Here is a 20,875-nt window from a genome sequence, read left to right on the forward strand (position 1 = left end):
CAGCCCAACGGCGTCTGGGAGACCGCTATCGGGAGCAAGCCCCCTCCCACCCTTGATCGCGCTTTCATGCTGGAACTCGGTCAAAGGTGGGAGGGGGTTTGCCCGCGATGCAGGCAACTCGGTCTCAGGTAATCGGCGCCGGGTTGAACAAGGTGATGTCGTTGTGCAGCTTGTGATGCTCCGCCCAGGTCTGCTTCTTGCCGCTGGCCACGTCCAGGTAGAAGTGAAACAGCTCCCAACCCAGCTCTTCGATGCTCGCGCGGCCGGTGGCGATGCGCCCGGCATCAATATCGATGAGGTCCGGCCAGCGCTGCGCCAATTCCGTACGGGTCGACACTTTCACCACCGGGGCCATCGCCAGCCCGTAAGGCGTGCCGCGCCCGGTAGTGAACACATGCAGGTTCATGCCCGCCGCCAGTTGCAGGGTGCCGCACACAAAATCACTGGCCGGCGTGGCGCAAAAGATCAAACCCTTGCCCTTGAACCGCTCGCCTGGGCCCAACACGCCGTTGATCGCGCTGCTGCCGGACTTGACGATGGAGCCCAAGGACTTCTCGACGATATTCGACAACCCGCCCTTCTTGTTACCCGGCGTGGTGTTGGCGCTGCGATCCGCCTCGCCCTTGGCCAGGTAGCGGTCGTACCAGTCCATTTCCCGCACCAACTCTTCGGCAACTTCCTTCGTCTTTGCGCGAGAAGTCAGCAGGTAGATCGCATCGCGGACTTCGGTAACTTCGGAAAACATCACCGTCGCCCCCGCCCGCAGCAACAGGTCCGAGGCATACCCCAGCGCCGGGTTGGCGGTGATGCCGGAAAACGCATCACTGCCGCCACACTGCATGCCCAGAATCAGCTCGGACGCCGGCACGGTTTCGCGGCGGCGCTGGTCGAGTTTTTTCAGGCGGGTTTCAGCCAGGTCCATGATCTGCTCGATCATTTCGGTAAATCCGTGGCTGGAGTCCTGCAGCCGATACAACCACGGCTCGCTCAAGTCCACGGAACTGTCGTTGTCATGCATCACCTGCCCGGCCTGCAATTTCTCGCAGCCCAGGCTGATCACCAACGCTTCGCCCCCCAGGTTCGGGTTGCGCGCCAGGTTGCGCACAGTGCGGATCGGGATGTAGGCGTCGGTGGCGGTAATCGCTACCCCACACCCGTAGCTGTGGGTCAGCGCCACCACGTCATCGACGTGCGGGTACTTGGGCAGCAGCTCGTCCTTGATGCGCTTGACCGCATGGTCCAACACCCCGGTCACGCACTGCACCGTGGTGGTGATGCCGAGGATATTGCGCGTGCCCACGGTGCCATCGGCGTTGCGGTAGCCCTCGAACGTGAAACCTTCCAACGGCGCCTGAGCCTCAGGCACCTCGGTGGACAGCGGCAAGCTGTCCAGGGGCGGCGCGGTGGGCATGCGCAGTTGATCCTCCTGCACCCAACTGCCGCGCGGGATCGGCGCCAAGGCGTAACCGATGGTCTGGCCGTAGCGAATAATCTGACCACCTTGCGGGATATCTTCCAGGGTCACCTTGTGGCTCTGGGGGATGAATTCCACGGTCACCAGGCCGTCCGGAAACTCGGTCCCGGCCGGTACGCCCTGGTCATTCACCACGATCACTACGTTGTCGCGCTCGTGCAAACGAATGGAGCGTGGCGAGTCGGCATGTTCAATCAACTGCATCACGGTGCCTCTCAGGAATGCGCTTGGGTTAGGTTGGTCAACTCTGGCCCCTTGCTTGGCGGCTCTTTGAGTACTACACGCTTGATCGGGCCGACAATGACCAGGTAACTGAACACCGCCACCAGCGCGTTGGCGCCGACGAACACCAGGGCCCATTTGAACGAGCCGGTGGTGCTGATGATGTAGCCGATCACGATCGGCGTGGTGATCGACGCCAGGTTACCGAAGGTGTTGAACAAGCCGCCACTGAGGCCGGCGATTTGCTTGGGCGAGGTGTCGGACACTACCGCCCAACCCAGTGCGCCAACGCCCTTGCCGAAGAAGGCCAAGGCCATGAAGCCCACCACCATCCATTCAACGTCGACGTAGTTACACGCAATGATGCTGCTGGAAACCAGCAGACCGGCAATGATCGGCGCTTTGCGGGCGAAGGTCAGGGAATGGCCCTTGCGCAGCAGGTAGTCGGAAATCACCCCACCCAGCACGCCGCCGATGAAGCCGCAGATCGCCGGCAACGAGGCGATGAAACCGGCCTTGAGGATGGTCATGCCACGGTCCTGCACCAGATACACCGGGAACCACGTCAGGAAGAAGTAGGTGATCCCATTGATGCAGTACTGGCCCAGGTACACGCCCAGCATCATGCGATTGGTCAGCAGTTGACGAATGTAATCCCACTTCGGACCGTCGGTTTTTTTACCCTTGCCCTTGTCCTGGTCCATATCGACCATCGCGCCGTTGGCCGCGATGTGATTGAACTCTGCTTCGTTGATCATCGGGTGCTGGCGCGGGCTGTGGATAACTTTCAGCCAGACCAGCGAGAACACGATGCCAATCACGCCCATCACGATAAATACGTGCTGCCAGCCGAAGCGGTAGACGATCCAGCCCATCAGCGGCGCGAACAACACCGTGGCGAAATACTGCGCGGAGTTGAAGATCGCCGATGCCGTACCGCGTTCAGCCGTCGGGAACCAGGCCGCGACGATACGCGCATTGCCCGGAAAGGATGGCGCTTCGGCCAAGCCCACCATAAAGCGCAGCATAAACAGCGCAACGACCGCTGTGGAGACACCGAACTCACCCACATAGCCTTGCAGCACGGTGAACAGTGACCAGGTGAAAATGCTCAGCGCATAGACTTTTTTCGAGCCGAAACGGTCCAGCAGCCAGCCACCGGGAATTTGCCCGGCCACGTAGGCCCAACCGAATGCGGAGAAGATGTAACCGAGGGTGACCGCGTCGATGCCGAGGTCTTTTTGCAGGCTGGAGCCGGCGATGGCGATGGTGGCCCGGTCGGCGTAGTTGATCGTGGTCACCAGGAACAGCATGAGCAGGATCAAATAGCGGACGTGGGTCGGCTTGGTCGTTTGCATCTGGAGGTGCTCCCACTAATTATTTTTTTTGCGGGTAATTAATTGTGTGCGCGGGAACCGCTTCAGGTGAAAGCCGGTTCCCGCGGGTGTTGCGTATTACGAACCGATGTAGCTGGTTTTCACCACGGTGTAGAACTCTTGCGCATAGCGACCTTGCTCACGCGAACCATAGGACGAGCCCTTCCGGCCACCGAATGGAACGTGGTAATCCACACCGGCGGTCGGCAGGTTGACCATCACCATCCCGGCCTGGGAATGGCGCTTGAAGTGGTTGGCGTACTTCAGCGAGGTGGTGGCAATGCCCGCCGACAAGCCGAACTCGGTGTCGTTGGCCATGGCCAGCGCCGCCTCGTAGTCCGCCACGCGCACCACGTTGGCCACCGGCCCGAAGATCTCTTCACGGCTGATGCGCATGGCGGCTTCGCTGTCGGCGAACAGCGTCGGCGCCAGGTAGTAACCTTCGGTGTCGCACGTCACCACGCCGCCACCGCTGACCAGCCGCGCGCCTTCGCTTTGGCCGATGTCGATGTATTTAAGGTCTTGGTCCAACTGCGCCTGGGACACTACCGGGCCAATGTCAGTACCGCTTTTCAATGCGTGACCAACCTTGATCGACTTCATGCGCTCGGCCATGGCCGCGACGAATTGGTCGTGAATGCCGGCGGTGACAATCAAACGGCTCGATGCCGTGCAACGCTGGCCGGTGGAGTAGAACGCACTCTGTACCGACAGCTCGACGGCCTGCTTGAGGTCGGCGTCATCGAGAATGATCTGCGGGTTCTTGCCGCCCATTTCCAACTGCACTTTGGCCTGGCGCGACACGCAGCTGACGGCGATCTGACGCCCCACACCCACGGAACCGGTGAAGCTGATGCCGTCGACCTTCGGGCTGTTGACCAGCACATCGCCGACCACACGGCCGCTGCCCATCACCAGGTTGAACACGCCAGCAGGGAAGCCGGCACGGGAAATAATCTCCGCCAGGGCCCAGGCGCAGCCCGGCACCAACTCGGCCGGCTTGATCACCACGCAGTTACCGTAGGCCAGGGCCGGAGCGATTTTCCAAGCCGGGATAGCAATCGGGAAGTTCCACGGAGTGATCAAGCCGACCACGCCCAGGGCTTCGCGGGTGACTTCAACATTGACGCCCGGGCGCACCGACGGCACGTAATCACCGGACAGGCGCAGGCATTCACCGGCGAAAAACTTGAAGATGTTACCGGCGCGGGTCACTTCACCGATGGCCTCGGGCAGGGTCTTGCCCTCTTCCCGGGCCAGCAGCGTGCCGAGCTCTTCGCGGCGCGCGAGAATTTCGCTGCCGACTTTGTCCAACGCGTCATGACGCGCCTGGATGCCGGAAGTGGACCAGGCCGGGAAAGCGGCGCGGGCGGCGTCGATGGCGGCGTTGACTTGAGCGACATCGGCCTTGGCGTACTCACCAATGACATCAGACAACTCCGACGGGTTGAGGTTGACGCAATAGTCGGCACCCGCCACCCATTGGCCGTTGATGTAGTTTTCAAAACGCTGTGCTTGAGACACGAATCTTCTCCTGACGCAAAAGGCCGCTGATTACTCAGCGGCCTCGTTGATGGGTTATTGCGGGCCTTGCTTGTCGATCAGCGCGGCCAGGGCCTCGTACTCTTCCGGCAGCAGGTCGGTCAGCGGGGTGCGCACAGGGCCTGCGTCGTAGCCGACGATTTTTGCGCCTGCCTTGACGATGCTCACGGCATAACCGGCCTTGCGGTTACGGATGTCCAGGTAGGGCAGGAAGAAGTCGTCAATGATCTTGGCCACGGTGGTGTGATCTTCGCGGGCAATCGCGTGGTAGAAGTCCATCGCGGTTTTCGGGATGAAGTTGAACACCGCCGAGGAGTACACCGGCACGCCCAGGGCCTTGTAGGCAGCGGCGTAAACCTCTGCAGTCGGCAGGCCGCCGAGGTAGCTGAAACGGTCGCCCAAACGACGGCGAATCGACACCATCAACTCGATGTCACCCAGGCCATCCTTGTAACCGATCAGGTTCGGGCAACGCTCGGCCAGGCGCTCCAACAACGGTGCAGTCAGGCGGCACACGTTACGGTTGTAGACCACCACACCGATTTTTACCGATTTGCACACGGCCTCAACGTGGGCGGCAACGCCGTCCTGGCTGGCTTCGGTGAGGTAGTGCGGCAGCAGCAGCAGGCCTTTGGCACCCAGGCGCTCGGCTTCCTGAGCGTATTCGATGGCTTGGCGCGTCGAGCCGCCGACACCGGCGAGGATCGGCACGCTGGTGGCGCAGGTATCAACAGCGGTCTTTACCACTTGGGAATATTCGCTGGCGGCCAGGGAGAAAAACTCACCGGTGCCGCCGGCTGCGAACAAGGCGGTGGCGCCATAAGGGGCCAGCCACTCAAGGCGCTTGATATAGCCCGCCTGGTGGAAGTCACCCTGGGCATTGAAATCGGTCACGGGGAAAGACAGCAGACCGTGGGAGAGGATGGACTTCAGTTCTTGTGGATTCATTATTCGAACACCCTGGTAAAGACTTTCTGTCGAAAGGTTGTTGTTGGTTTTTGATGATGTCGTACGTCATCGTACAACTATAAAAAGATTCGTCAACTGCAATTCATCGACCTTCACGTTGAGGCGTGTTTATACCGCGCTTCTTGACGTAGGAAATTTATCCTCTATGCTCGCTACAACTGTATATACATACAGTTAAAAAGGAAGATTCCTACGACATAGCAAGGAGCTAACATGTCAGGTCTTGAACTCGCAGTACCCGAAAAAAAATCCCCGCCCCTGCGCTTCGAAGGCAGCGAACACACCGCCATCGGCGACGACACACTGTTGCGCTTCGCCAAGGACGCGCCGGCCATTCCCGCACGCCAAGTCGAACTGCACCTGCCCAACGGGCTGGCCCTGACTTACGGCCAAGTGATTGCCCTGGGCGGCGACTTCTATGGCGTTCCCGGCCGCCCCATCAGCGATGGCGCCTCCCCTGCCGACCGTGTGCAACGTTTTATGGCGGCCTTCAACTCGCTGGCGGTGTTGCCAGCCTCGCGGGAAGAAGCCGGCAAGATCCTCGCGGTGATGCAAAAGGAGATCAACGCGATCAACCAGGCGATCCAGGACGGCAAACAACCCCACGAAGCCTACGATGCCCTCGGTGATACGTTTTCCGAGGAATGGAACCGCATCACCGGAGGCGGCAGCGCGGTTTCGGCGCTGATTCCGCTGGGGCGTTATTTGAAGCTGGCGGCGGACAACGCTGACCACTTCGGTGAATGGGCCCTATCGGCCTACCTGGCAGGGCACACGGCAGCCTTGCAACAAGCCGTCGCGGCCCATCAAACCGGTACCGACCAGGCACTGGAGTTGGCGTATGCCATGAACAGTTTCGCTGATCACTTTTTAACCGATCTATTTTCCGCCGGACACCTGCGCGTACCCCGCAAACAGCTGGCGGCGGTGGTGACGCCTGGCGAACTGGGCTCGTTGATCAGCCGCTTCATGCACGATGAAGACAGCCAGTTTGGGCTCAAAGTACGCAATGCCCTGGGTGATGAGTGGCATGCCTATGGGGATAAACGCTACTTCGACGGCATCGATGCGGCTAATCGGCTGCAGGTCAAACGCGCGGTGCAGGCGTCCGCCGATGAAATCTTCGCAACGTTTGCCAGCGGTGTGGCGCCCTCCCCGGCCAACTTCAAGGCGCCGCTGCATGTGCCGGACTTGAACGCTGCGCAAAACCCGGCGAATAACTTTTCGCCGCTGTTCAAGGTTGAGGGTGACAAGGTGCTGCGACGCAAGGACGTGAATGACCTGAACGACAAGCACTGGACTCACGATTGGTGGGGGTGGAGTACGTATTTGTTGCTCAAGGACTACAAGCCGAATACGCCGCTGAGTTGAGTGACTCTGGTCCCATGCGCGCCGTGAACCGTACGCATGGGACCATTTGTCGGAACTGTGATTTCTGACAGTTTCGCGGGCGCTTGATCATCGCGGATAAATGAACAGGCACATATACCTGAAAAGGAGACCTCGACATGACCTACCCAGCCCCAACCTTAATCACCTCGTCATTGGAGCGGATTGAACTCCAGCTGCCATCTAACGCGCCGCAGCCGGAAAATGCGAACGTCCAAGCTATTTTGTTTGAAAGGAATCCAGATGAGGAAGACGACCTTACCTACTACGAATCTGTTTTCGGGGTTCCTACAGAACTCTCCCCGCAGGTAACACTCGTTATTACGCCGACTAAAGACCAGCAGGAACGCCTTCAAGGCAAAACGTTGGAACTGGGCTATCGAGTAACGAAGCGAGAAACTTCAATGGAAGCCGACTCCGAACGTTTGAAAGTTACGCTTTAGCGTTAGCTAATTCACCCCCGCTGTGCCTGCGCCTCTTCATGCGCCTGGCGCAGCCGCTCGCGGCTGTTGGTCAGGTGCAAACGCATCGCCGCGCGCGCCGCATCCGAATCCTGGCGCGCGATCGCTTCATAAATTTCTTCGTGCTCGCGGCTCAGACGGCCCATGTAATGCTGCTGGTCATCATGGGCCAGGCGCGCCGAGTTCAGGCGGGTTCGCGGAATGATGCTGGTGCCCAGGTGGGTCATGATGTCGGTGAAATAGCGGTTGCCGGTGGACAGGGCAATCTCCAGGTGGAATGCGAAATCGGACGCCACCGCATCGCCAGCATGCGCCGCGCTTTCATTCAGCGCATCGAGCGCCGCGCGCATGGCCGCCAGTTGTTCGTCGCTGCGGCGCAGGGCCGCCAGACCGGCTGATTCCACTTCCAGGCTGATACGCAGCTCCAGAATGGCCAACACATCACGCAACGTGACCACCGTGGCCGGGTCGATACGAAAACCGCTAGGGCTCGGCGTGTCCAGCACAAAGGTACCGATGCCATGGCGGGTTTCTACCTGCCCCGCCGCCTGCAGGCGCGAAATGGCTTCGCGCACCACCGTGCGGCTTACACCATGGGCTTCCATGATCGCCGACTCAGTGGGCAGCTTGTCGCCCCGTTTGAGCTCACCATCGCGGATTTGCTCGGACAACACCGTGACCAATTCCTGGGCAAGGCTGCGGCGCTTGCGGGGAAGACGAGGGGCGGTGTTGGCGTTTTCCATGATGAATCATCTTTCTCGGCGAACTTGAGCACGCATCATAGCCCATGGCGGTTGTACGATCACCGTCCGGGCACGACTTTCATCTATATCCTGCGCGCAAAAAAATGCCCCGACATCAATCGAGGCATTTTTCAGACAGGTCTGACGGAAAAACCGCTTACTTCACCACTTTCAGACTTGGCCGGCCGCTAGGGCGCGGTGGCTCCGTATCCGGTGGTGGCAGATCATCACCGTCTTCGCTGTCGATCGTTTCGTCGTCTTCAAAAGGCGACTCCAGATCGAACACCATGCCTTGGCCATTTTCCCGGGCGTAGATCCCGAGGATGGCACCAATCGGCACGAACAGCGTATGCGGCACACCGCCGAAACGCCCTTCGAAGCTGACGGCTTCATTGTCCATATGCAAGTGGCGCACGGCACTGGGTGATACGTTCAGCACAATCTGCCCGTCACTGGCAAAACCCTGCGGTACCTGAACCGCAGAAAATTCGGAATTGACCAGCATGTGCGGGGTGCAATCGTTGTCCACAATCCACTCATAGAGCGCGCGGACCAGGTAAGGTCGACTGGAGTTCATCAACGGCTCCTTAAGCCTTAGCGCATATCGCGTTCGACACCAGACAGACTCGCCTGGAAAGCCTCACGCGCAAACTGGCGCTCCATGTAATCAAGCAGCGGTTTGGCCGGCCGCGGCAGTTCAATACCCATTATCGGCAAGCGCCAGAGTATGGGTAATAGGCAGCAATCCACCAGGCTTTGTTCCTCGCTGAGGAAAAAAGGCTTATCGGCGAACAACGGGGAAACGCCGGTCAGGCTCTCGCGCAATTCCTTGCGCGCCACGACACGGGCCGCCTCTTTGCTGCGCGAATCCAGAATGACATCCACCAGCCCACACCAGTCACGCTGGATCCGATGGATCAGCAGACGGCTGTTGGCACGCGCCACCGGGTACACCGGCAGCAAAGGCGGATGCGGGTAACGCTCATCCAGGTATTCCATCACCACGGTCGACTCCCACAACGCCAGGTCACGATCGACCAGGGTGGGCAAGCTGCCGTAAGGGTTCACTTCGATCAGCTTCGGCGGATGACGACCCGCTTCCACACTGATGATCTCGGCGCTGACACCCTTCTCTGCGAGCACGATGCGTACTCGGTGGGAATAGTGGTCGGCGGGGTCGGAGTAACAGGCCAACCGATTGGTCACGCCCATGGCGGTCCTCCTCGCTTGTTGAAATTATCGAAAGCTCAAAAACGAGCGCGCCCAGAGAGCATCTCTGTAGGACCTGGTAACCAGGTCACTATGGGTCAGGGATGCCGCTGGGCGCGCAAGATTAACAGCAATTGCTTACGGTTGGATCAATGCACATCTTTCCAGTATTCGCGTTTGAGCAGATAGGCGAATACGAAGAAGAAAGCCAGGTACAGCAAGACGTAAGTACCAATGCGCTGGTGCTGCAGTTTGACCGGGTTGGCCGAGTAGGCCAGGAAGGTCACGAGGTTCTTGACCTTCTCGTCAAACTGCTCTTCGTTCAGCGTACCGGTCTTGGGCACAATGGTCAGTTGATCGCACGCTTCATGAGTCAGAGGCGTACCGGTCAACGGATCATATTGCTTCTTGCCATTGTCCACGACCTGAACCTGCTTGCATCCTACCACTTGGCGACCCTGCAAGCCGACCAGAACGTTAGGCATGCCGACGTTCGGGAACACTTTGTTGTTCACACCCCAAGGGCGGGCCGGGTCTTCGTAGAAAGACTTGAGGTAGCCGTAGAGCCAGTCGGTGCCGCGCACGCGGGCTACCAGGGTCAAGTCAGGCGGTGCAGCCCCGAACCAGGCCTTGGCGTCTGCCGGTTTCATACCGATGTTCATGTGGTCACCAATCTTGGCGCCGGTGAACACCAGTTTCTCCAGCATCAACTCGTGGGGAATGCCCAGGTCGTCGGCGACGCGCTCGTAACGTTGGAACTTGGCGCTGTGGCAGCCCATGCAGTAGTTGGCGAACGTTCGCGCGCCGTCTTGCAGGGCAGCCTTGTCAGACACATCGATGTCGACTTTTTCCAGCTCCGGGCCACCGTGCTCGGCGGCGAAGGACAGTAGCGGCAAGGCCGCAAGCATCAATGCAACGAATAATTTTTTCATCAGCCAGTCACCCTTTCCGGAACCGGTTTGGTCTTCTCGAGCCGGGTGTAGAACGGCATCAGAATGAAGTAGGCGAAGTACAGGAAGGTGCAGACCTGCGACAACAACGTACGCTCAGGCGTTGGCGCCAGTACGCCCAATACGCCCAGGATCACGAAGGCAATGCAGAACACCCACAGCCAGATCTTGCTTAGCCAGCCTTTGTAGCGCATGGACTTGACCGGGCTTCGGTCGAGCCAAGGCAGTACGAACAGCACGGCAATGGCCGCACCCATGGCAATTACGCCCATGAGCTTGTCGGGGATCGCACGCAAGATCGCGTAGAACGGCGTGAAGTACCAGACCGGGGCAATGTGCTCAGGCGTCTTGAAGGCGTTGGCCTGTTCGAAGTTAGGTTTCTCCAGGAAATAACCGCCCATCTCCGGGAAAAAGAACACGATCGAGCAGAATACAAACAAGAACACCACTACGCCGACGATGTCTTTCACGGTGTAGTAAGGGTGGAATGGAATGCCATCCAGCGGGATGCCGTTCTCGTCCTTGTGCTTCTTGATGTCCACGCCGTCCGGGTTGTTGGAGCCCACCTCATGCAGCGCCAGGATATGCAACACCACAAGGCCAAGAATCACGATAGGCAGGGCTACCACATGCAACGCGAAGAAGCGGTTCAAGGTGATACCGGAGATCAGGTAGTCACCGCGGATCCACTGGGTCAGGTCATTGCCGATCACAGGGATCGCGCCAAACAGCGAGATGATCACCTGCGCGCCCCAGTACGACATCTGGCCCCACGGCAGCAGGTAACCCATGAAGGCTTCGGCCATCAGCGCCAGGTAGATCAGCATGCCGAACACCCACACCAACTCACGAGGCTTCTGATACGAACCGTAGAGCAGGCCACGGAACATATGCAGATAGACCACGATGAAGAACGCCGACGCACCGGTGGAGTGCAGCAGACGCAGGATCGAGCCGTACTCGACGTCACGCATGATGTATTCGACGGAGGCAAACGCCTCTTCCGCCGAAGGGGTGTAGCTCATCGTCAGCCAGACGCCGGTAACGATCTGGTTGACCAGCACCAGGAGTGCCAGGGAGCCAAAGAAATAGAAGAAGTTGAAGTTCTTCGGGGCGTAGTACTTGCTGAGATGGTCTTCCCACATTTTAGTGGCGGGGAAGCGCGCATCGACCCAATCCATGAACTTGCTCATCACGCGTTCTCCTTATCGAGGCCAATGACAATAAGGTCGTCAGTTTCGTAGGTATGCGGTGGCACGGGCAGGTTCAATGGCGCGGGTTGGGACTTGTAGACGCGTCCGGCAAGGTCGTAGTGGGAACCGTGGCATGGGCAGAAATAACCACCGACCCAGTCCTTGCCCAGATCGACAGGAGCGACTTCCGGGCGGAAGGTAGGCGAGCAACCCAAGTGGGTACACAGACCGACCAGCAACAGAATCTCTGGCTTGATCGAACGTGCTTCGTTTTTGGCGTAGGCGGGTTGGTCGGATTTCTCGGATTTCGGGTCGGACAACTGACCTTCGATCTTTTTCAGATTTCCCAGGATTTCCTCGGTACGACGAACAATGAACACCGGCTGGCCGCGCCATTCAGCAATCATCTGCTGGCCTGGCTCGATCTTGCTGACATTCACCTTCACCGGTGCACCTGCGGCTTTCGCCTTGGCACTGGGAAACCATGACCCCACGAACGGGACCGCAGCCCCCACCGCTCCTGCAGCACCCACCACGGATGTGGCTGCTACCAAGAAGCGACGCCGGCCTGCATTCACGCCGTCATTGCTCATTCAGTCCTCTCCCATCAGCTTTTTGGCCTGTTAAATCAGGCGTCTACTAAGTATTAAATCTGAACTTATAAAAATTTTGCCGAATGGTAATGAAAAGCCCCACGTCTGACAAGGGAATTGCCCAGGGCTCAGCCTCCAGGCCTTGTAGTATAGGGGGTCTACGGATGTGGCAAGTTGTCACGGTGAAAAATGTGTATAAATCGCAGGCAATAAAAAACGCCCAGCTCCGTAAGGAGGCTGGGCGTTTTTGTGGAACGTAAAGCGAATTAACGCTTCGAGTACTGCGGACGCTTACGCGCTTTACGCAGACCGACTTTCTTACGTTCAACTTCACGGGCATCGCGAGTTACGAAGCCAGCTTTGCGCAGAGCGCCACGCAGGGTTTCGTCGTACTGCATCAGAGCGCGAGTGATACCGTGGCGGATTGCGCCAGCTTGACCACTTACACCGCCACCGATAACGGTGACGTAGATGTCGAACTTTTCAACGGTCTCGGTCAGTTCCAGCGGCTGACGAACTACCATGCGGGCAGTTTCGCGACCGAAGAAATTTTCCAGAGTGCGGTTGTTGATCGAGATGTTACCAGTGCCCGGACGCAGGAAAACGCGTGCGGTTGCGGTTTTGCGACGGCCAGTGCCGTAATTTTGAGTCGCCGACATAATGAACTATTCCGTTAAAACTTCAGTTCTTGGGGCTGCTGAGCAGCATGAGGGTGTACAGCGCCCGCATAGACTTTCAGCTTGCGAAACATATCGCGACCCAGTGGGCCCTTAGGCAGCATGCCTTTGACCGCGATTTCGATCGGGGCTTCAGGCTTCTTGGAGATCAGGCCTTCAAAGTTGGAAGACTTGATACCGCCTGGGAAACCGGAGTGACGGTAGTACATTTTGTCTTGCGCTTTGTTGCCGGTAACACGTACCTGCTCAGCGTTGATGATCACGATGTAGTCACCGGTGTCAACGTGAGGGGTGTACTCAGGCTTGTGCTTGCCACGCAGACGGCTGGCGACTTCAGTGGCCAGACGACCCAGGGTCTGACCAGCGGCGTCGACGACAAACCAGTCGCGCTGAACTGTTTCCGGTTTTGCAGTAAAAGTTGTCATTCTTTAATAGCCTCAGGGGCCGCCCTGTAAATTAGACGGCGGATCTTACTGAATAGTGCGTACTTTGACAAGTCAAAGGCAGCCGGATACAGACGCTATCGGGGGCTCGGGTCGGCGCGTCCGTTCAACGGCAAGATTCTTCGGCAGACGGCGCATCACTTCCACTGCAGAAAGAGGTGGGCAATTATGCAGATTGCGAAAAAAAATTCAACCTGCTTTTATGATTGTTTTCCCTGAAGGAGTACCCGATGGATTATCGACAGCTGGGCCGTACGGATCTGAACGTGAGCGCGATAGCCCTGGGCACCATGACCTGGGGTGAGCAGAACAGCGAGGCAGAGGCCTTCGCGCAGATCGAGCGGGCCAAGTCCGCGGGAATCAACTTCCTCGACACGGCGGAAATGTACCCGGTGCCGCCCAAAGCAGACACCTACGCCACCACCGAACGCTACATCGGTAATTACTTCAAAAGCCGTGGCGACCGCAACGACTGGATCCTTGCCAGCAAGATCGCCGGCCCCGGCAACACCATTGACTACATCCGCGACGGCCACCTGCGCCATAACCGCAAGCACATCACCGAAGCCCTCGACGCCAGCCTCAAGCGCCTGCAAACCGACTGGATCGACCTCTACCAGTTGCACTGGCCGGAGCGCAGCACCAACTTTTTCGGCCAGTTGAGCTACAAGCACAAGGACGAAGACGACCTCACACCGCTTGAAGAAACCCTCAAAGCGCTGGATGAACAGGTAAAAGCCGGCAAGATCCGCCACATCGGCCTGTCCAACGAAACGCCGTGGGGCACCATGAAATTCCTGGCCCTTGCCGAAGCCCGTGGCTGGCCGCGCGCGGTGTCGATCCAGAACCCCTACAACCTGCTCAACCGCAGCTTTGAAGTGGGCCTGGCGGAAGTCGCCATTCGCGAGCAATGCGGCCTGCTGGCCTACTCGCCCCTGGCGTTCGGCATGCTCAGCGGCAAGTACGAAGGTGGCGCACGCCCGGCGAAGGCGCGCCTGACCGAATACAGCCGCTTCAGTCGCTACTTCAACCCGCAGTCGGAAGCGGCGTGCAGCCGTTATGTCGCCCTGGCGCGCGAGCACGGCCTGGACCCAGCGCAGATGGCGTTGGCGTTCGTGACGCAGCAGCCGTTTGTGACCAGCAATATTATTGGCGCCACATCACTGGAACAGTTGGATAGCAACATTGCCAGTGCCGAGTTGAAACTGTCCAAGGAGGTACTGGAAGGGATTGAGGCGATTCAGAAGGATCATCCAAACCCCGCGCCGTGATTGATCTTTAGGCCGCCATCGGGAGCAAGCCCCCACATTTGACTGGGTTCACACATTCAAGTGTGGAAGGGGCTTGCCCCGATGAGGCCCAAACAAACACCAGATTACTCAAAGCGCCCGCGCAATAATCTCTTTCATGATCTCGTTGGTCCCCGCATAAATTCGCTGCACCCGCGCATCCGCCCACGCCCGCGCGATCGGGTATTCCCACATGAAGCCGTAGCCACCGTGCAACTGCACGCATTCATCCAGCACCTTGCACTGCAGGTCAGTGGCCCAGTACTTGGCCATCGCCGCCGTGGGCACGTCCAGCTTGCCTTCCAGGTGCAACGCCATGCACTGGTCGACGAATACACGACCGATTTGAATCTCGGTGGCCATCTCGGCCAGCTTGAAGCGTGTGTTCTGGAAATCGGCAATCGCCTTGCCGAACGCCTTGCGTTCGCGGGTGTATTCCAAGGTCCATTGCAACGCCGCCTCGGCGGATGACAAGGCCCCGATCGCCACCGTCAAACGTTCTTGAGGCAACTCCTGCATCAAATACGCGAAGCCCATTCCGGCCTGGCCTAGCAGGTTTTCCCTGGGCACGCGCACATCCTGGAAGAACAGCTCCGAGGTGTCCTGAGCCTTCATGCCCACCTTCTCCAGCCGCTTGCCCTTGGCGAAGCCCGGCGTATCGGCCTCCACCAGAAACAGGCTGGTGCCCTTGGCGCCCGCCTTGGGATCGGTCTTGGCCACCACGATCACAAGGTCGGCAAGATAGCCGTTGGTAATGAACGTCTTGGAGCCGTTGATTACATACTCATCGCCCTCCAACACGGCGCTGGTCTTGACCCCTTGCAGGTCGGAGCCGGCCCCCGGCTCGGTCATGGCGATAGCGGTGACCATTTCGCCGGCGATCAATTTGGGTAGGTATTTGTGTTTCAGCGCCTCACTGCCGTAATGCAGGATGTACGGCGCGACGATATCCGAATGCAGGGAAAAACCGATGCCGGTCAGGCCCAGCCGGCTGATCTCCTCGATCACCACCGCACTGTAGAGAAAGTCCGCCCCCAGGCCACCGTATTCCTCCGGCAGATGGGAACACAGCATTCCGGCCTCCCCCGCCTTGCGCCACAGATCGCGGTCGATGAAACCCTGCTTTTCCCATTGCCCATGGAAAGGAGCAGCGTCTTTTTCGAGGAAAGTGCGCACGCTTTCGCGGAAGAGCTCGTGTTCCGGAGTGAACAAAGTTCTGGGAATCATGGGTCACCTGCATGGATTGTCGGACAAAGATCAGCTTACAGAGCCTATGCCGCGAAAGGCTCACGGGACACTGGACACATGCGACAAAAAATAAGACGATCCAGCCGTCTGGTGACCACTTTCCCCTATAAGAATAAATGAAATTATGTCTAACCAAATCTCCACGCCCCTGCGGCGCGTCAGCATTTTGGCCATTGATCGGGTATTCGCTTCAACCCTCATGCAAGCCAAGGATTTCTTCCACCTCGCCAGCCTGCGCTATGGCAAACAGCAAGGCCTGGGCCTGACGCCAGCATTCGCAACGCGCCTGGTCAGCCCCGACGGGCAATCGGTGTGCAGCTTCAGTGATGTGATCATGCCGGTGGATGGCGGCCTGGAAGATGCGGACATCATCGTCCTGCCAGCCTTCTGGGATGACTTCGATGCCCTCTGCACGCGCTACCCGCAAGTGCTGCCATGGTTGCGCGAACAACATGCGCGCGGCGCCGTGCTCTGCGGTGAAGCCACCGGGGTGTTCTGGCTGGCCGAAGCCGGGTTGCTCGATGGCAAGGAGGCGACCACCTATTGGCGCTTCTTCAATGCCTTCAGCGAACGCTTTCCCAAGGTCCAGCTCAACCAGGACAAGCACCTCACGGACGCCGATAACCTGTATTGCGCCGGCGGCACTACCTCAGCGTGCGACCTCTATATTTACCTGATCGAGCGCTTCTGCGGCGCCAACATTGCCCAGGCCGTGGCCCGCGACATTCTGTATGAAGTGCAACGCAGCTATGCGCCGGGGCGTATCGGTTTTGGCGGGCAGAAACTTCACCAGGACGTGATCATCCTGCAGATCCAGCACTGGCTCGAAGAGCACTTTGCCGACAAATTCCGCTTCGAGGATGTCGCCCGCGAACACGGCATGAGCATCCGCAACTTCATGCGCCGCTTCCAGACCGCCACCGGCGACAAGCCGTTGCACTACCTGCAACGCCTGCGAATCGAGACGGCCAAAGGCCTGCTCTCGGGCAGCCGTAAGAGCATCAAGACCATCAGTTATGAGGTGGGTTACGACGACGCGAGTTTCTTTGCGCGGCTGTTCAGGCAGCACACCGAATTGTCGCCGAACCAGTATCGCCAGCAATTCCAGCAGGCGGCATAACCCCAGCCAACAAACACAGTAAAAAAATGTGGGAGGGGGCTTGCTCCCGATAGCGGTGGGTCAGTCCACATCTTCAGTGACTGACATTCTGCTATCGGGAGCAAGCCCCCTCCCACATTCTGATTTGTGTTGCTTTTAAGGCTTGTGCCCGCGCGACAGGAACTCGTGGGACTGCATCTCCAGCAAGCGGCTCAGGGTGCGCTGGAACTCGAAGTTCAAACGGCCACCGGTGTACAGATCCTTAAGCTCAACTTCCGCCGAGATGATCAGCTTGACGTTGCGGTCGTAGAATTCGTCGACCATGTTGATAAAACGCCGCGCGATATCGTCAGTAGTGACACTCATCTGCTCCACGCCACTCAAGATCACCGCATGGAAGATCTTGCCCAGTTCGATGTAGTCGTTCTGGCTACGCGGGCCGTCGCACAGTTGGCGGAATTCGAACCAGGCCACGTCATCGCAGGTACGCAGGGCGATGATCTCGCGGTTCTCGATCATCAACTTGTCGTTTTCCACCGCCTGGGTGCATTCCGGTGTCAGCGCGCGGAAGCTTTTTTCAAGCTTTCATGGGCCGCTTCGTTCAGCGGGAAGTGGAACAGCTCCGCTTGCTCCAGGTGACGCAGGCGGTAGTCGACGCCGCTGTCGACGTTGACGATCTCGGTGTGCTGCTTGATCAACGCGATGGCCGGCAGGAAGCGCGCGCGTTGCAGGCCGTCCTTGTACAGGCCGTCGGGCACGATGTTCGAGGTGGCCACCAGGGTCACGCCATTTTTGAACAGCTCTTCCATCAGGGTGCCGAGGATCATGGCGTCGGTGATGTCAGAGACAAAGAACTCATCGAAGCAGATCACCCGCGCCTCGTCGGAGAAGCGCTTGGCGATGATAGTCAGCGGGTTTTTCTCGCCCGGCAGGGTTTTCATCTCTTCATGCACGCGCTTCATGAAGCGGTGGAAGTGAGTGCGGACCTTTTCCTTGAACGGCAGTGCTTCGAAGAAGGTATCGACCAGGTAGGTCTTGCCGCGTCCCACGCCGCCCCAGAAGTACAGGCCCTTGACCGGTGCGCGGTCTTTCTTGCCAAACAGCTTGCCGAGCATCCCTGGCTTGCTTTGCGAGGCCGCGAGCAGGTCGTCGTAGAGGCGCTGCAAATGACGCACCGCCGTTTCCTGGGCCGCGTCATGGAAGAACTCAGGGCGTTTCAGATCAGCTTGATATCGTTCTAGGGGCGTCATAATTTCGTTAGCAAGGCAACAAAAACGGGCCGTCACTGTAACGACGGCCCCGGATAATGGCAATCAACCCTTGGTCGGGTTAATCCTCGAGTGGCGTCAACGCAGTGCGCAAAGCCTCAATGCCGGCATCACGTGATGCACCGTCGGCGAACTCGGCGCCGTCGGCGACCACGGCGCCGTCCAGCCAGACGCTAAAACTCAGAGCTTCGGGGCGTACATCCAAAGCGTCGCCGCTTTGCAGTTGCTTGGTCACCGCGCCCGCCGCTTTGCCGTCGGCAAAATTGCGTGACAGCAGCAATTGCTCGCCATCGGCAGCCAACAGGCGGAAGCGAAAGCTGCCGTCGTCTTCGCGAAAACTCACAAAGCGCGCCGCTTTCGCAGCTTTCTTTTTGCTGGCGACCGGCGCTGCCGCCTGGTTGACGAACGAACGCAGGCCCACCGCTTCACGCAGCTCGGCCAGGAACGGCGCCGCCACGGCACGGGCTTTTTTGGCGCCTACCAGCAAGAGGTCTTCCATGTCCGATGGGCGCGACATCAACTGGTGGTAACGCTCGCGAGCTTCGCCCAGTTGGCCGTCGAGCAGTTGGAACAGACGGTTCTTCGCCTCGCCCCAGCCCAGACCTTGCAGGAGTTCGGCGCGGAACGCCTCTTCCTGGGCCTTGCTGGCAAACGCCTGGTACAGGGTGAACAGGTGTGAGTTATCCGGGTCCTTGGCTTCGCCAGGGGCGCGCGAGTCGGTGACGATCCGCGAGATGGCGTCCTTCATGTCCTTGGCGCTGGTGAACAACGGGATGGTGTTGTCGTAGCTCTTGGACATCTTGCGGCCATCCAGGCCCGGCAAAGTGGCGACGCTTTCTTCGATCAACGCCTCAGGCATGGTGAAGAATTCTTTGCCGTTGCCGAACAGGTGGTTGAAACGCTGGCCGATGTCGCGCGCCATTTCCACGTGCTGGATCTGGTCGCGGCCGACCGGCACTTTGTGCGCGTTGAACATCAGAATGTCCGCCGCCATCAGCACCGGGTAGCTGTACAGCCCCATGGTGATGCCCGCGTCCGGGTCTTCGCCGGTTTCCACGTTCTTGTCCACCGAGGCCTTGTAGGCGTGCGCGCGGTTGAGCAAGCCTTTGGCGGCCACACAGGTCAGCAACCAGGTCAGTTCGGGAATTTCCGGAATGTCGGACTGGCGATAGAACGTTACCCGGTTCACATCCAGGCCACCGGCCAGCCAGGTCGCGGCGATTTCCATACGCGAGCGCTGGATGCGCTGCGGGTCATCGCATTTGATCAGGGCGTGGTAGTCGGCCAGGAAGTAGAAGGAATCGGCATTTGCGTCCTGGCTGGCAAGAATCGCGGGGCGGATCGCGCCGGCGTAGTTGCCCAGGTGCGGCGTGCCGGTGGTGGTGATGCCGGTGAGGATACGGGTACGCGTCGTCATGGGTTTATCGCTTATCAGACTGCTATCAATTCGAGAGGCGCGGCAGCACCAGATCCTTCAGATCGGTGAGCTTGCCATGAAAAAAGTGCCCGCATTCTGCCACTTTCAGCAGCTCATGGGGGCGTTTCAAGGCGCCGGACCAGTCGTAGACGAGTTGCGGGTCGACCACTTCGTCGGTTTCGGGCTGGATCAGGGTCAATGGGCAGCCTTGAGGCAGTACATCCGTATCACGCAGGCGCATCACGGCGGCGGCGACCATGAACAGGTGCGCGAGTTTTTCGCCCTTGGCTTCCAGACGGCCACCGAGGCTGGCGGCCACGTAGCCACCAAAGGAAAACCCGAGCAAGGTGATCGGCAGGTCGGGGTGTTTTTCACGCAGCCAGGTGACGGCCGCTTCGGCATCGTCGACTTCACCGGTGCTCATGTCATGCGTACCGGCACTGGCGCCGACGCCACGGTAATTAAAACGTAACGTAATCAAACCGGCATCGCGAGCCGTGCGTTGCAGGGTCGACACAACTTTATTGAGCATGGTCCCGCCTTGCACCGGGTTAGGGTGGCAGACCAGCGCCAGGCCACGTGGTTCGGGGTGGTCGAGGTACAAGGCTTCCAGTTGGCCCACCGGGCCATCGATCAAAACGGGGGTTTCACGCATGAGCAAGGATGAACTCCGTGACCTCTCAAGGGGTCGACTCGTCTAGCTAAAAGTCTGTGCATGGCATCATTGCGAGCTTAATCGCGGTATACAGCGCAGGTTTGAGCCGTTAACGTAAAGCAAAGCCGTTTATAGAGGAAGGACTCGTGGAACACTCGCTCTTAGTTTGGTTGTTGCCGACTCTTGCCCTGGTTGCCGGTGTCGCCATTGGATTCCTGGTTGCTCGCCTGCTGCCGAATGCCGCGCCTAACCGCACGCAGCGTCAGTTGGATGACATTCAGGAACGTTTTGACAGTTATCAGAACGAGGTTGTTACCCACTTCAATAGCACCGCGACCCTGGTCAAGAAGCTCACTCAGAGCTACCAGGAAGTACAGGATCACCTCGCCGATGGCGCAAACCGCCTAGCCCTCGACGACATCACCCGTCAGCGCCTGCTGGCCGCGCTGCATTCCGATGCTCCGCAAACCCCACGGGAACGCCTGACCCCACCTCGGGAAAACCAGGAGCCACCACGGGACTACGCACCCAAAACGCCAAACGCTCCAGGCATGCTGGATGAGCATTACGGCTTGAAGAAGTAAGTTTCTTCAAGCAAAAAAAGCCCGGCTGATCGAAGATCAACCGGGCTTTTTGTTGTCGCTGACTCGCGAAAACA

Annotated in this window: 20 protein-coding genes and 1 pseudogene; 5 read left to right on the forward strand and 16 right to left on the reverse strand. The window is 58.9% G+C overall.

All coding sequences use genetic code 11. The features are described 5' to 3' along the window. Positions 1-124: 124 nt before the first annotated feature. The 4 genes from garD to kdgD form a co-directional block, all read right to left on the reverse strand. A complete protein-coding gene (gene garD, locus AB4N98_RS08265; RefSeq protein WP_017530106.1) occupies positions 125-1,678 on the reverse strand; it encodes a galactarate dehydratase in 1,554 nt (517 codons plus the stop codon). Positions 1,679-1,689: 11 nt separating this feature from the next. Next, positions 1,690-3,054 (reverse strand): MFS transporter, encoded by a 1,365-nt coding sequence (locus AB4N98_RS08270; protein WP_017530107.1) that lies wholly within the window; start codon positions 3,052-3,054, stop codon positions 1,690-1,692. 96 nt (positions 3,055-3,150) lie between these two features. Continuing rightward, on the reverse strand, positions 3,151-4,596 hold the full coding sequence (locus AB4N98_RS08275; RefSeq protein WP_065877293.1) for an aldehyde dehydrogenase family protein: 1,446 nt from the start codon (positions 4,594-4,596) through the stop codon (positions 3,151-3,153). 54 nt (positions 4,597-4,650) lie between these two features. Then, positions 4,651-5,562: a 5-dehydro-4-deoxyglucarate dehydratase gene (gene kdgD / locus AB4N98_RS08280; protein ID WP_017530109.1), complete on the reverse strand. Its 912-nt coding sequence runs from the start codon at positions 5,560-5,562 to the stop codon at positions 4,651-4,653. A 234-nt stretch (positions 5,563-5,796) separates the two neighbouring features. On the opposite strand from kdgD, the gene AB4N98_RS08285 reads away from it, so the two are divergent. Together AB4N98_RS08285 and AB4N98_RS08290 are read left to right on the forward strand one after the other, a co-directional pair. Continuing rightward, positions 5,797-6,954 carry a phospholipase gene (locus AB4N98_RS08285; protein WP_368949026.1) on the forward strand — a complete coding sequence of 386 codons (1,158 nt, stop codon included), beginning with the start codon at positions 5,797-5,799 and terminating at the stop codon, positions 6,952-6,954. Between the two features lie 137 nt (positions 6,955-7,091). Next, the gene (locus AB4N98_RS08290; RefSeq protein WP_017530111.1) at positions 7,092-7,415 is read left to right on the forward strand and encodes a hypothetical protein; all 324 of its coding nucleotides are present in this window, start codon (positions 7,092-7,094) and stop codon (positions 7,413-7,415) included. Positions 7,416-7,426: 11 nt separating this feature from the next. Here the strand turns inward: AB4N98_RS08290 and AB4N98_RS08295 are convergent, their stop codons facing one another. The 8 genes from AB4N98_RS08295 to rplM form a co-directional block, all read right to left on the reverse strand. Beyond that, complete coding sequence (locus AB4N98_RS08295; RefSeq protein WP_116078461.1) at positions 7,427-8,176, reverse strand: FadR/GntR family transcriptional regulator; 750 nt, start codon at positions 8,174-8,176, stop codon at positions 7,427-7,429. 157 nt (positions 8,177-8,333) lie between these two features. Further along, a complete protein-coding gene (locus tag AB4N98_RS08300) occupies positions 8,334-8,753 on the reverse strand; it encodes a ClpXP protease specificity-enhancing factor (RefSeq protein ID WP_065877296.1) in 420 nt (139 codons plus the stop codon). 17 nt (positions 8,754-8,770) lie between these two features. Beyond that, positions 8,771-9,388, reverse strand: coding sequence for a glutathione S-transferase N-terminal domain-containing protein (locus AB4N98_RS08305; protein WP_017530114.1), 618 nt, complete (start codon positions 9,386-9,388; stop codon positions 8,771-8,773). Positions 9,389-9,534: 146 nt separating this feature from the next. Then, on the reverse strand, positions 9,535-10,317 hold the full coding sequence (locus AB4N98_RS08310; RefSeq protein WP_017530115.1) for a cytochrome c1: 783 nt from the start codon (positions 10,315-10,317) through the stop codon (positions 9,535-9,537). Further along, positions 10,317-11,528, reverse strand: a complete 1,212-nt coding sequence (locus AB4N98_RS08315) for a cytochrome b (RefSeq protein WP_003171746.1) — start codon at positions 11,526-11,528, stop codon at positions 10,317-10,319. The genes AB4N98_RS08310 and AB4N98_RS08315 overlap by 1 nt, the downstream gene beginning before the upstream one ends. Then, positions 11,528-12,121: a ubiquinol-cytochrome c reductase iron-sulfur subunit gene (petA, locus tag AB4N98_RS08320; protein ID WP_034095877.1), complete on the reverse strand. Its 594-nt coding sequence runs from the start codon at positions 12,119-12,121 to the stop codon at positions 11,528-11,530. The genes AB4N98_RS08315 and petA overlap by 1 nt, the downstream gene beginning before the upstream one ends. A gap of 266 nt (positions 12,122-12,387) precedes the next feature. After that, entirely contained in the window at positions 12,388-12,780 is a 393-nt protein-coding gene (gene rpsI / locus AB4N98_RS08325) for a 30S ribosomal protein S9 (protein WP_003216038.1), read from the reverse strand. A 14-nt stretch (positions 12,781-12,794) separates the two neighbouring features. Continuing rightward, positions 12,795-13,223, reverse strand: coding sequence for a 50S ribosomal protein L13 (rplM, locus tag AB4N98_RS08330; RefSeq protein ID WP_003171742.1), 429 nt, complete (start codon positions 13,221-13,223; stop codon positions 12,795-12,797). A gap of 248 nt (positions 13,224-13,471) precedes the next feature. Here rplM and AB4N98_RS08335 point away from each other — a divergent pair, with 248 nt between their 5' ends. Further along, positions 13,472-14,512: an NADP(H)-dependent aldo-keto reductase gene (locus AB4N98_RS08335; RefSeq protein WP_368949024.1), complete on the forward strand. Its 1,041-nt coding sequence runs from the start codon at positions 13,472-13,474 to the stop codon at positions 14,510-14,512. Positions 14,513-14,620: 108 nt separating this feature from the next. On the opposite strand, the gene AB4N98_RS08340 is transcribed toward AB4N98_RS08335, so the two are convergent. After that, positions 14,621-15,757 carry an acyl-CoA dehydrogenase family protein gene (locus AB4N98_RS08340; RefSeq protein WP_065877298.1) on the reverse strand — a complete coding sequence of 379 codons (1,137 nt, stop codon included), beginning with the start codon at positions 15,755-15,757 and terminating at the stop codon, positions 14,621-14,623. 220 nt (positions 15,758-15,977) lie between these two features. Here AB4N98_RS08340 and AB4N98_RS08345 point away from each other — a divergent pair, with 220 nt between their 5' ends. Continuing rightward, positions 15,978-16,898 (forward strand): GlxA family transcriptional regulator, encoded by a 921-nt coding sequence (locus AB4N98_RS08345; RefSeq protein ID WP_175404191.1) that lies wholly within the window; start codon positions 15,978-15,980, stop codon positions 16,896-16,898. Between the two features lie 135 nt (positions 16,899-17,033). On the opposite strand, the pseudogene zapE reads toward AB4N98_RS08345, so the two are convergent. The 3 genes and pseudogenes from zapE to AB4N98_RS08360 all read right to left on the reverse strand — a co-directional run bounded on the left by zapE (position 17,034) and on the right by AB4N98_RS08360 (position 20,217). Continuing rightward, positions 17,034-18,127: pseudogene (gene zapE, locus AB4N98_RS08350) on the reverse strand (cell division protein ZapE). A gap of 79 nt (positions 18,128-18,206) precedes the next feature. Further along, the gene (locus tag AB4N98_RS08355) at positions 18,207-19,562 is read right to left on the reverse strand and encodes a tryptophan--tRNA ligase (protein ID WP_017530122.1); all 1,356 of its coding nucleotides are present in this window, start codon (positions 19,560-19,562) and stop codon (positions 18,207-18,209) included. A gap of 25 nt (positions 19,563-19,587) precedes the next feature. Further along, positions 19,588-20,217, reverse strand: a complete 630-nt coding sequence (locus AB4N98_RS08360; RefSeq protein ID WP_017530123.1) for an alpha/beta hydrolase — start codon at positions 20,215-20,217, stop codon at positions 19,588-19,590. Between the two features lie 146 nt (positions 20,218-20,363). Between AB4N98_RS08360 and AB4N98_RS08365 the strand changes: the two genes are divergently transcribed. Continuing rightward, positions 20,364-20,801: a Z-ring associated ZapG family protein gene (locus AB4N98_RS08365; RefSeq protein ID WP_003171734.1), complete on the forward strand. Its 438-nt coding sequence runs from the start codon at positions 20,364-20,366 to the stop codon at positions 20,799-20,801. Positions 20,802-20,875 lie beyond the last annotated feature (74 nt).

Source organism: Pseudomonas sp. S3_E10, assembly GCF_054667615.1.

What these genes read in the sequence shown, in the direction of transcription:
- garD (WP_017530106.1), bottom strand. Translation starts at nt 1,678, where the DNA reads ATGCAGTTGATTGAACATGCCGACTCGCCACGCTCCATTCGTTTGCAC.
- AB4N98_RS08270 (WP_017530107.1), bottom strand. Translation starts at nt 3,054, where the DNA reads ATGCAAACGACCAAGCCGACCCACGTCCGCTATTTGATCCTGCTCATG.
- kdgD (WP_017530109.1), bottom strand. Translation starts at nt 5,562, where the DNA reads ATGAATCCACAAGAACTGAAGTCCATCCTCTCCCACGGTCTGCTGTCT.
- AB4N98_RS08285 (WP_368949026.1), top strand. Translation starts at nt 5,797, where the DNA reads ATGTCAGGTCTTGAACTCGCAGTACCCGAAAAAAAATCCCCGCCCCTG.
- AB4N98_RS08290 (WP_017530111.1), top strand. Translation starts at nt 7,092, where the DNA reads ATGACCTACCCAGCCCCAACCTTAATCACCTCGTCATTGGAGCGGATT.
- AB4N98_RS08295 (WP_116078461.1), bottom strand. Translation starts at nt 8,176, where the DNA reads ATGGAAAACGCCAACACCGCCCCTCGTCTTCCCCGCAAGCGCCGCAGC.
- AB4N98_RS08300 (WP_065877296.1), bottom strand. Translation starts at nt 8,753, where the DNA reads ATGAACTCCAGTCGACCTTACCTGGTCCGCGCGCTCTATGAGTGGATT.
- AB4N98_RS08305 (WP_017530114.1), bottom strand. Translation starts at nt 9,388, where the DNA reads ATGGGCGTGACCAATCGGTTGGCCTGTTACTCCGACCCCGCCGACCAC.
- AB4N98_RS08310 (WP_017530115.1), bottom strand. Translation starts at nt 10,317, where the DNA reads ATGAAAAAATTATTCGTTGCATTGATGCTTGCGGCCTTGCCGCTACTG.
- AB4N98_RS08315 (WP_003171746.1), bottom strand. Translation starts at nt 11,528, where the DNA reads ATGAGCAAGTTCATGGATTGGGTCGATGCGCGCTTCCCCGCCACTAAA.
- petA (WP_034095877.1), bottom strand. Translation starts at nt 12,121, where the DNA reads ATGAGCAATGACGGCGTGAATGCAGGCCGGCGTCGCTTCTTGGTAGCA.
- rpsI (WP_003216038.1), bottom strand. Translation starts at nt 12,780, where the DNA reads ATGTCGGCGACTCAAAATTACGGCACTGGCCGTCGCAAAACCGCAACC.
- rplM (WP_003171742.1), bottom strand. Translation starts at nt 13,223, where the DNA reads ATGACAACTTTTACTGCAAAACCGGAAACAGTTCAGCGCGACTGGTTT.
- AB4N98_RS08335 (WP_368949024.1), top strand. Translation starts at nt 13,472, where the DNA reads ATGGATTATCGACAGCTGGGCCGTACGGATCTGAACGTGAGCGCGATA.
- AB4N98_RS08340 (WP_065877298.1), bottom strand. Translation starts at nt 15,757, where the DNA reads ATGATTCCCAGAACTTTGTTCACTCCGGAACACGAGCTCTTCCGCGAA.
- AB4N98_RS08345 (WP_175404191.1), top strand. Translation starts at nt 15,978, where the DNA reads ATGCAAGCCAAGGATTTCTTCCACCTCGCCAGCCTGCGCTATGGCAAA.
- AB4N98_RS08355 (WP_017530122.1), bottom strand. Translation starts at nt 19,562, where the DNA reads ATGACGACGCGTACCCGTATCCTCACCGGCATCACCACCACCGGCACG.
- AB4N98_RS08360 (WP_017530123.1), bottom strand. Translation starts at nt 20,217, where the DNA reads ATGCGTGAAACCCCCGTTTTGATCGATGGCCCGGTGGGCCAACTGGAA.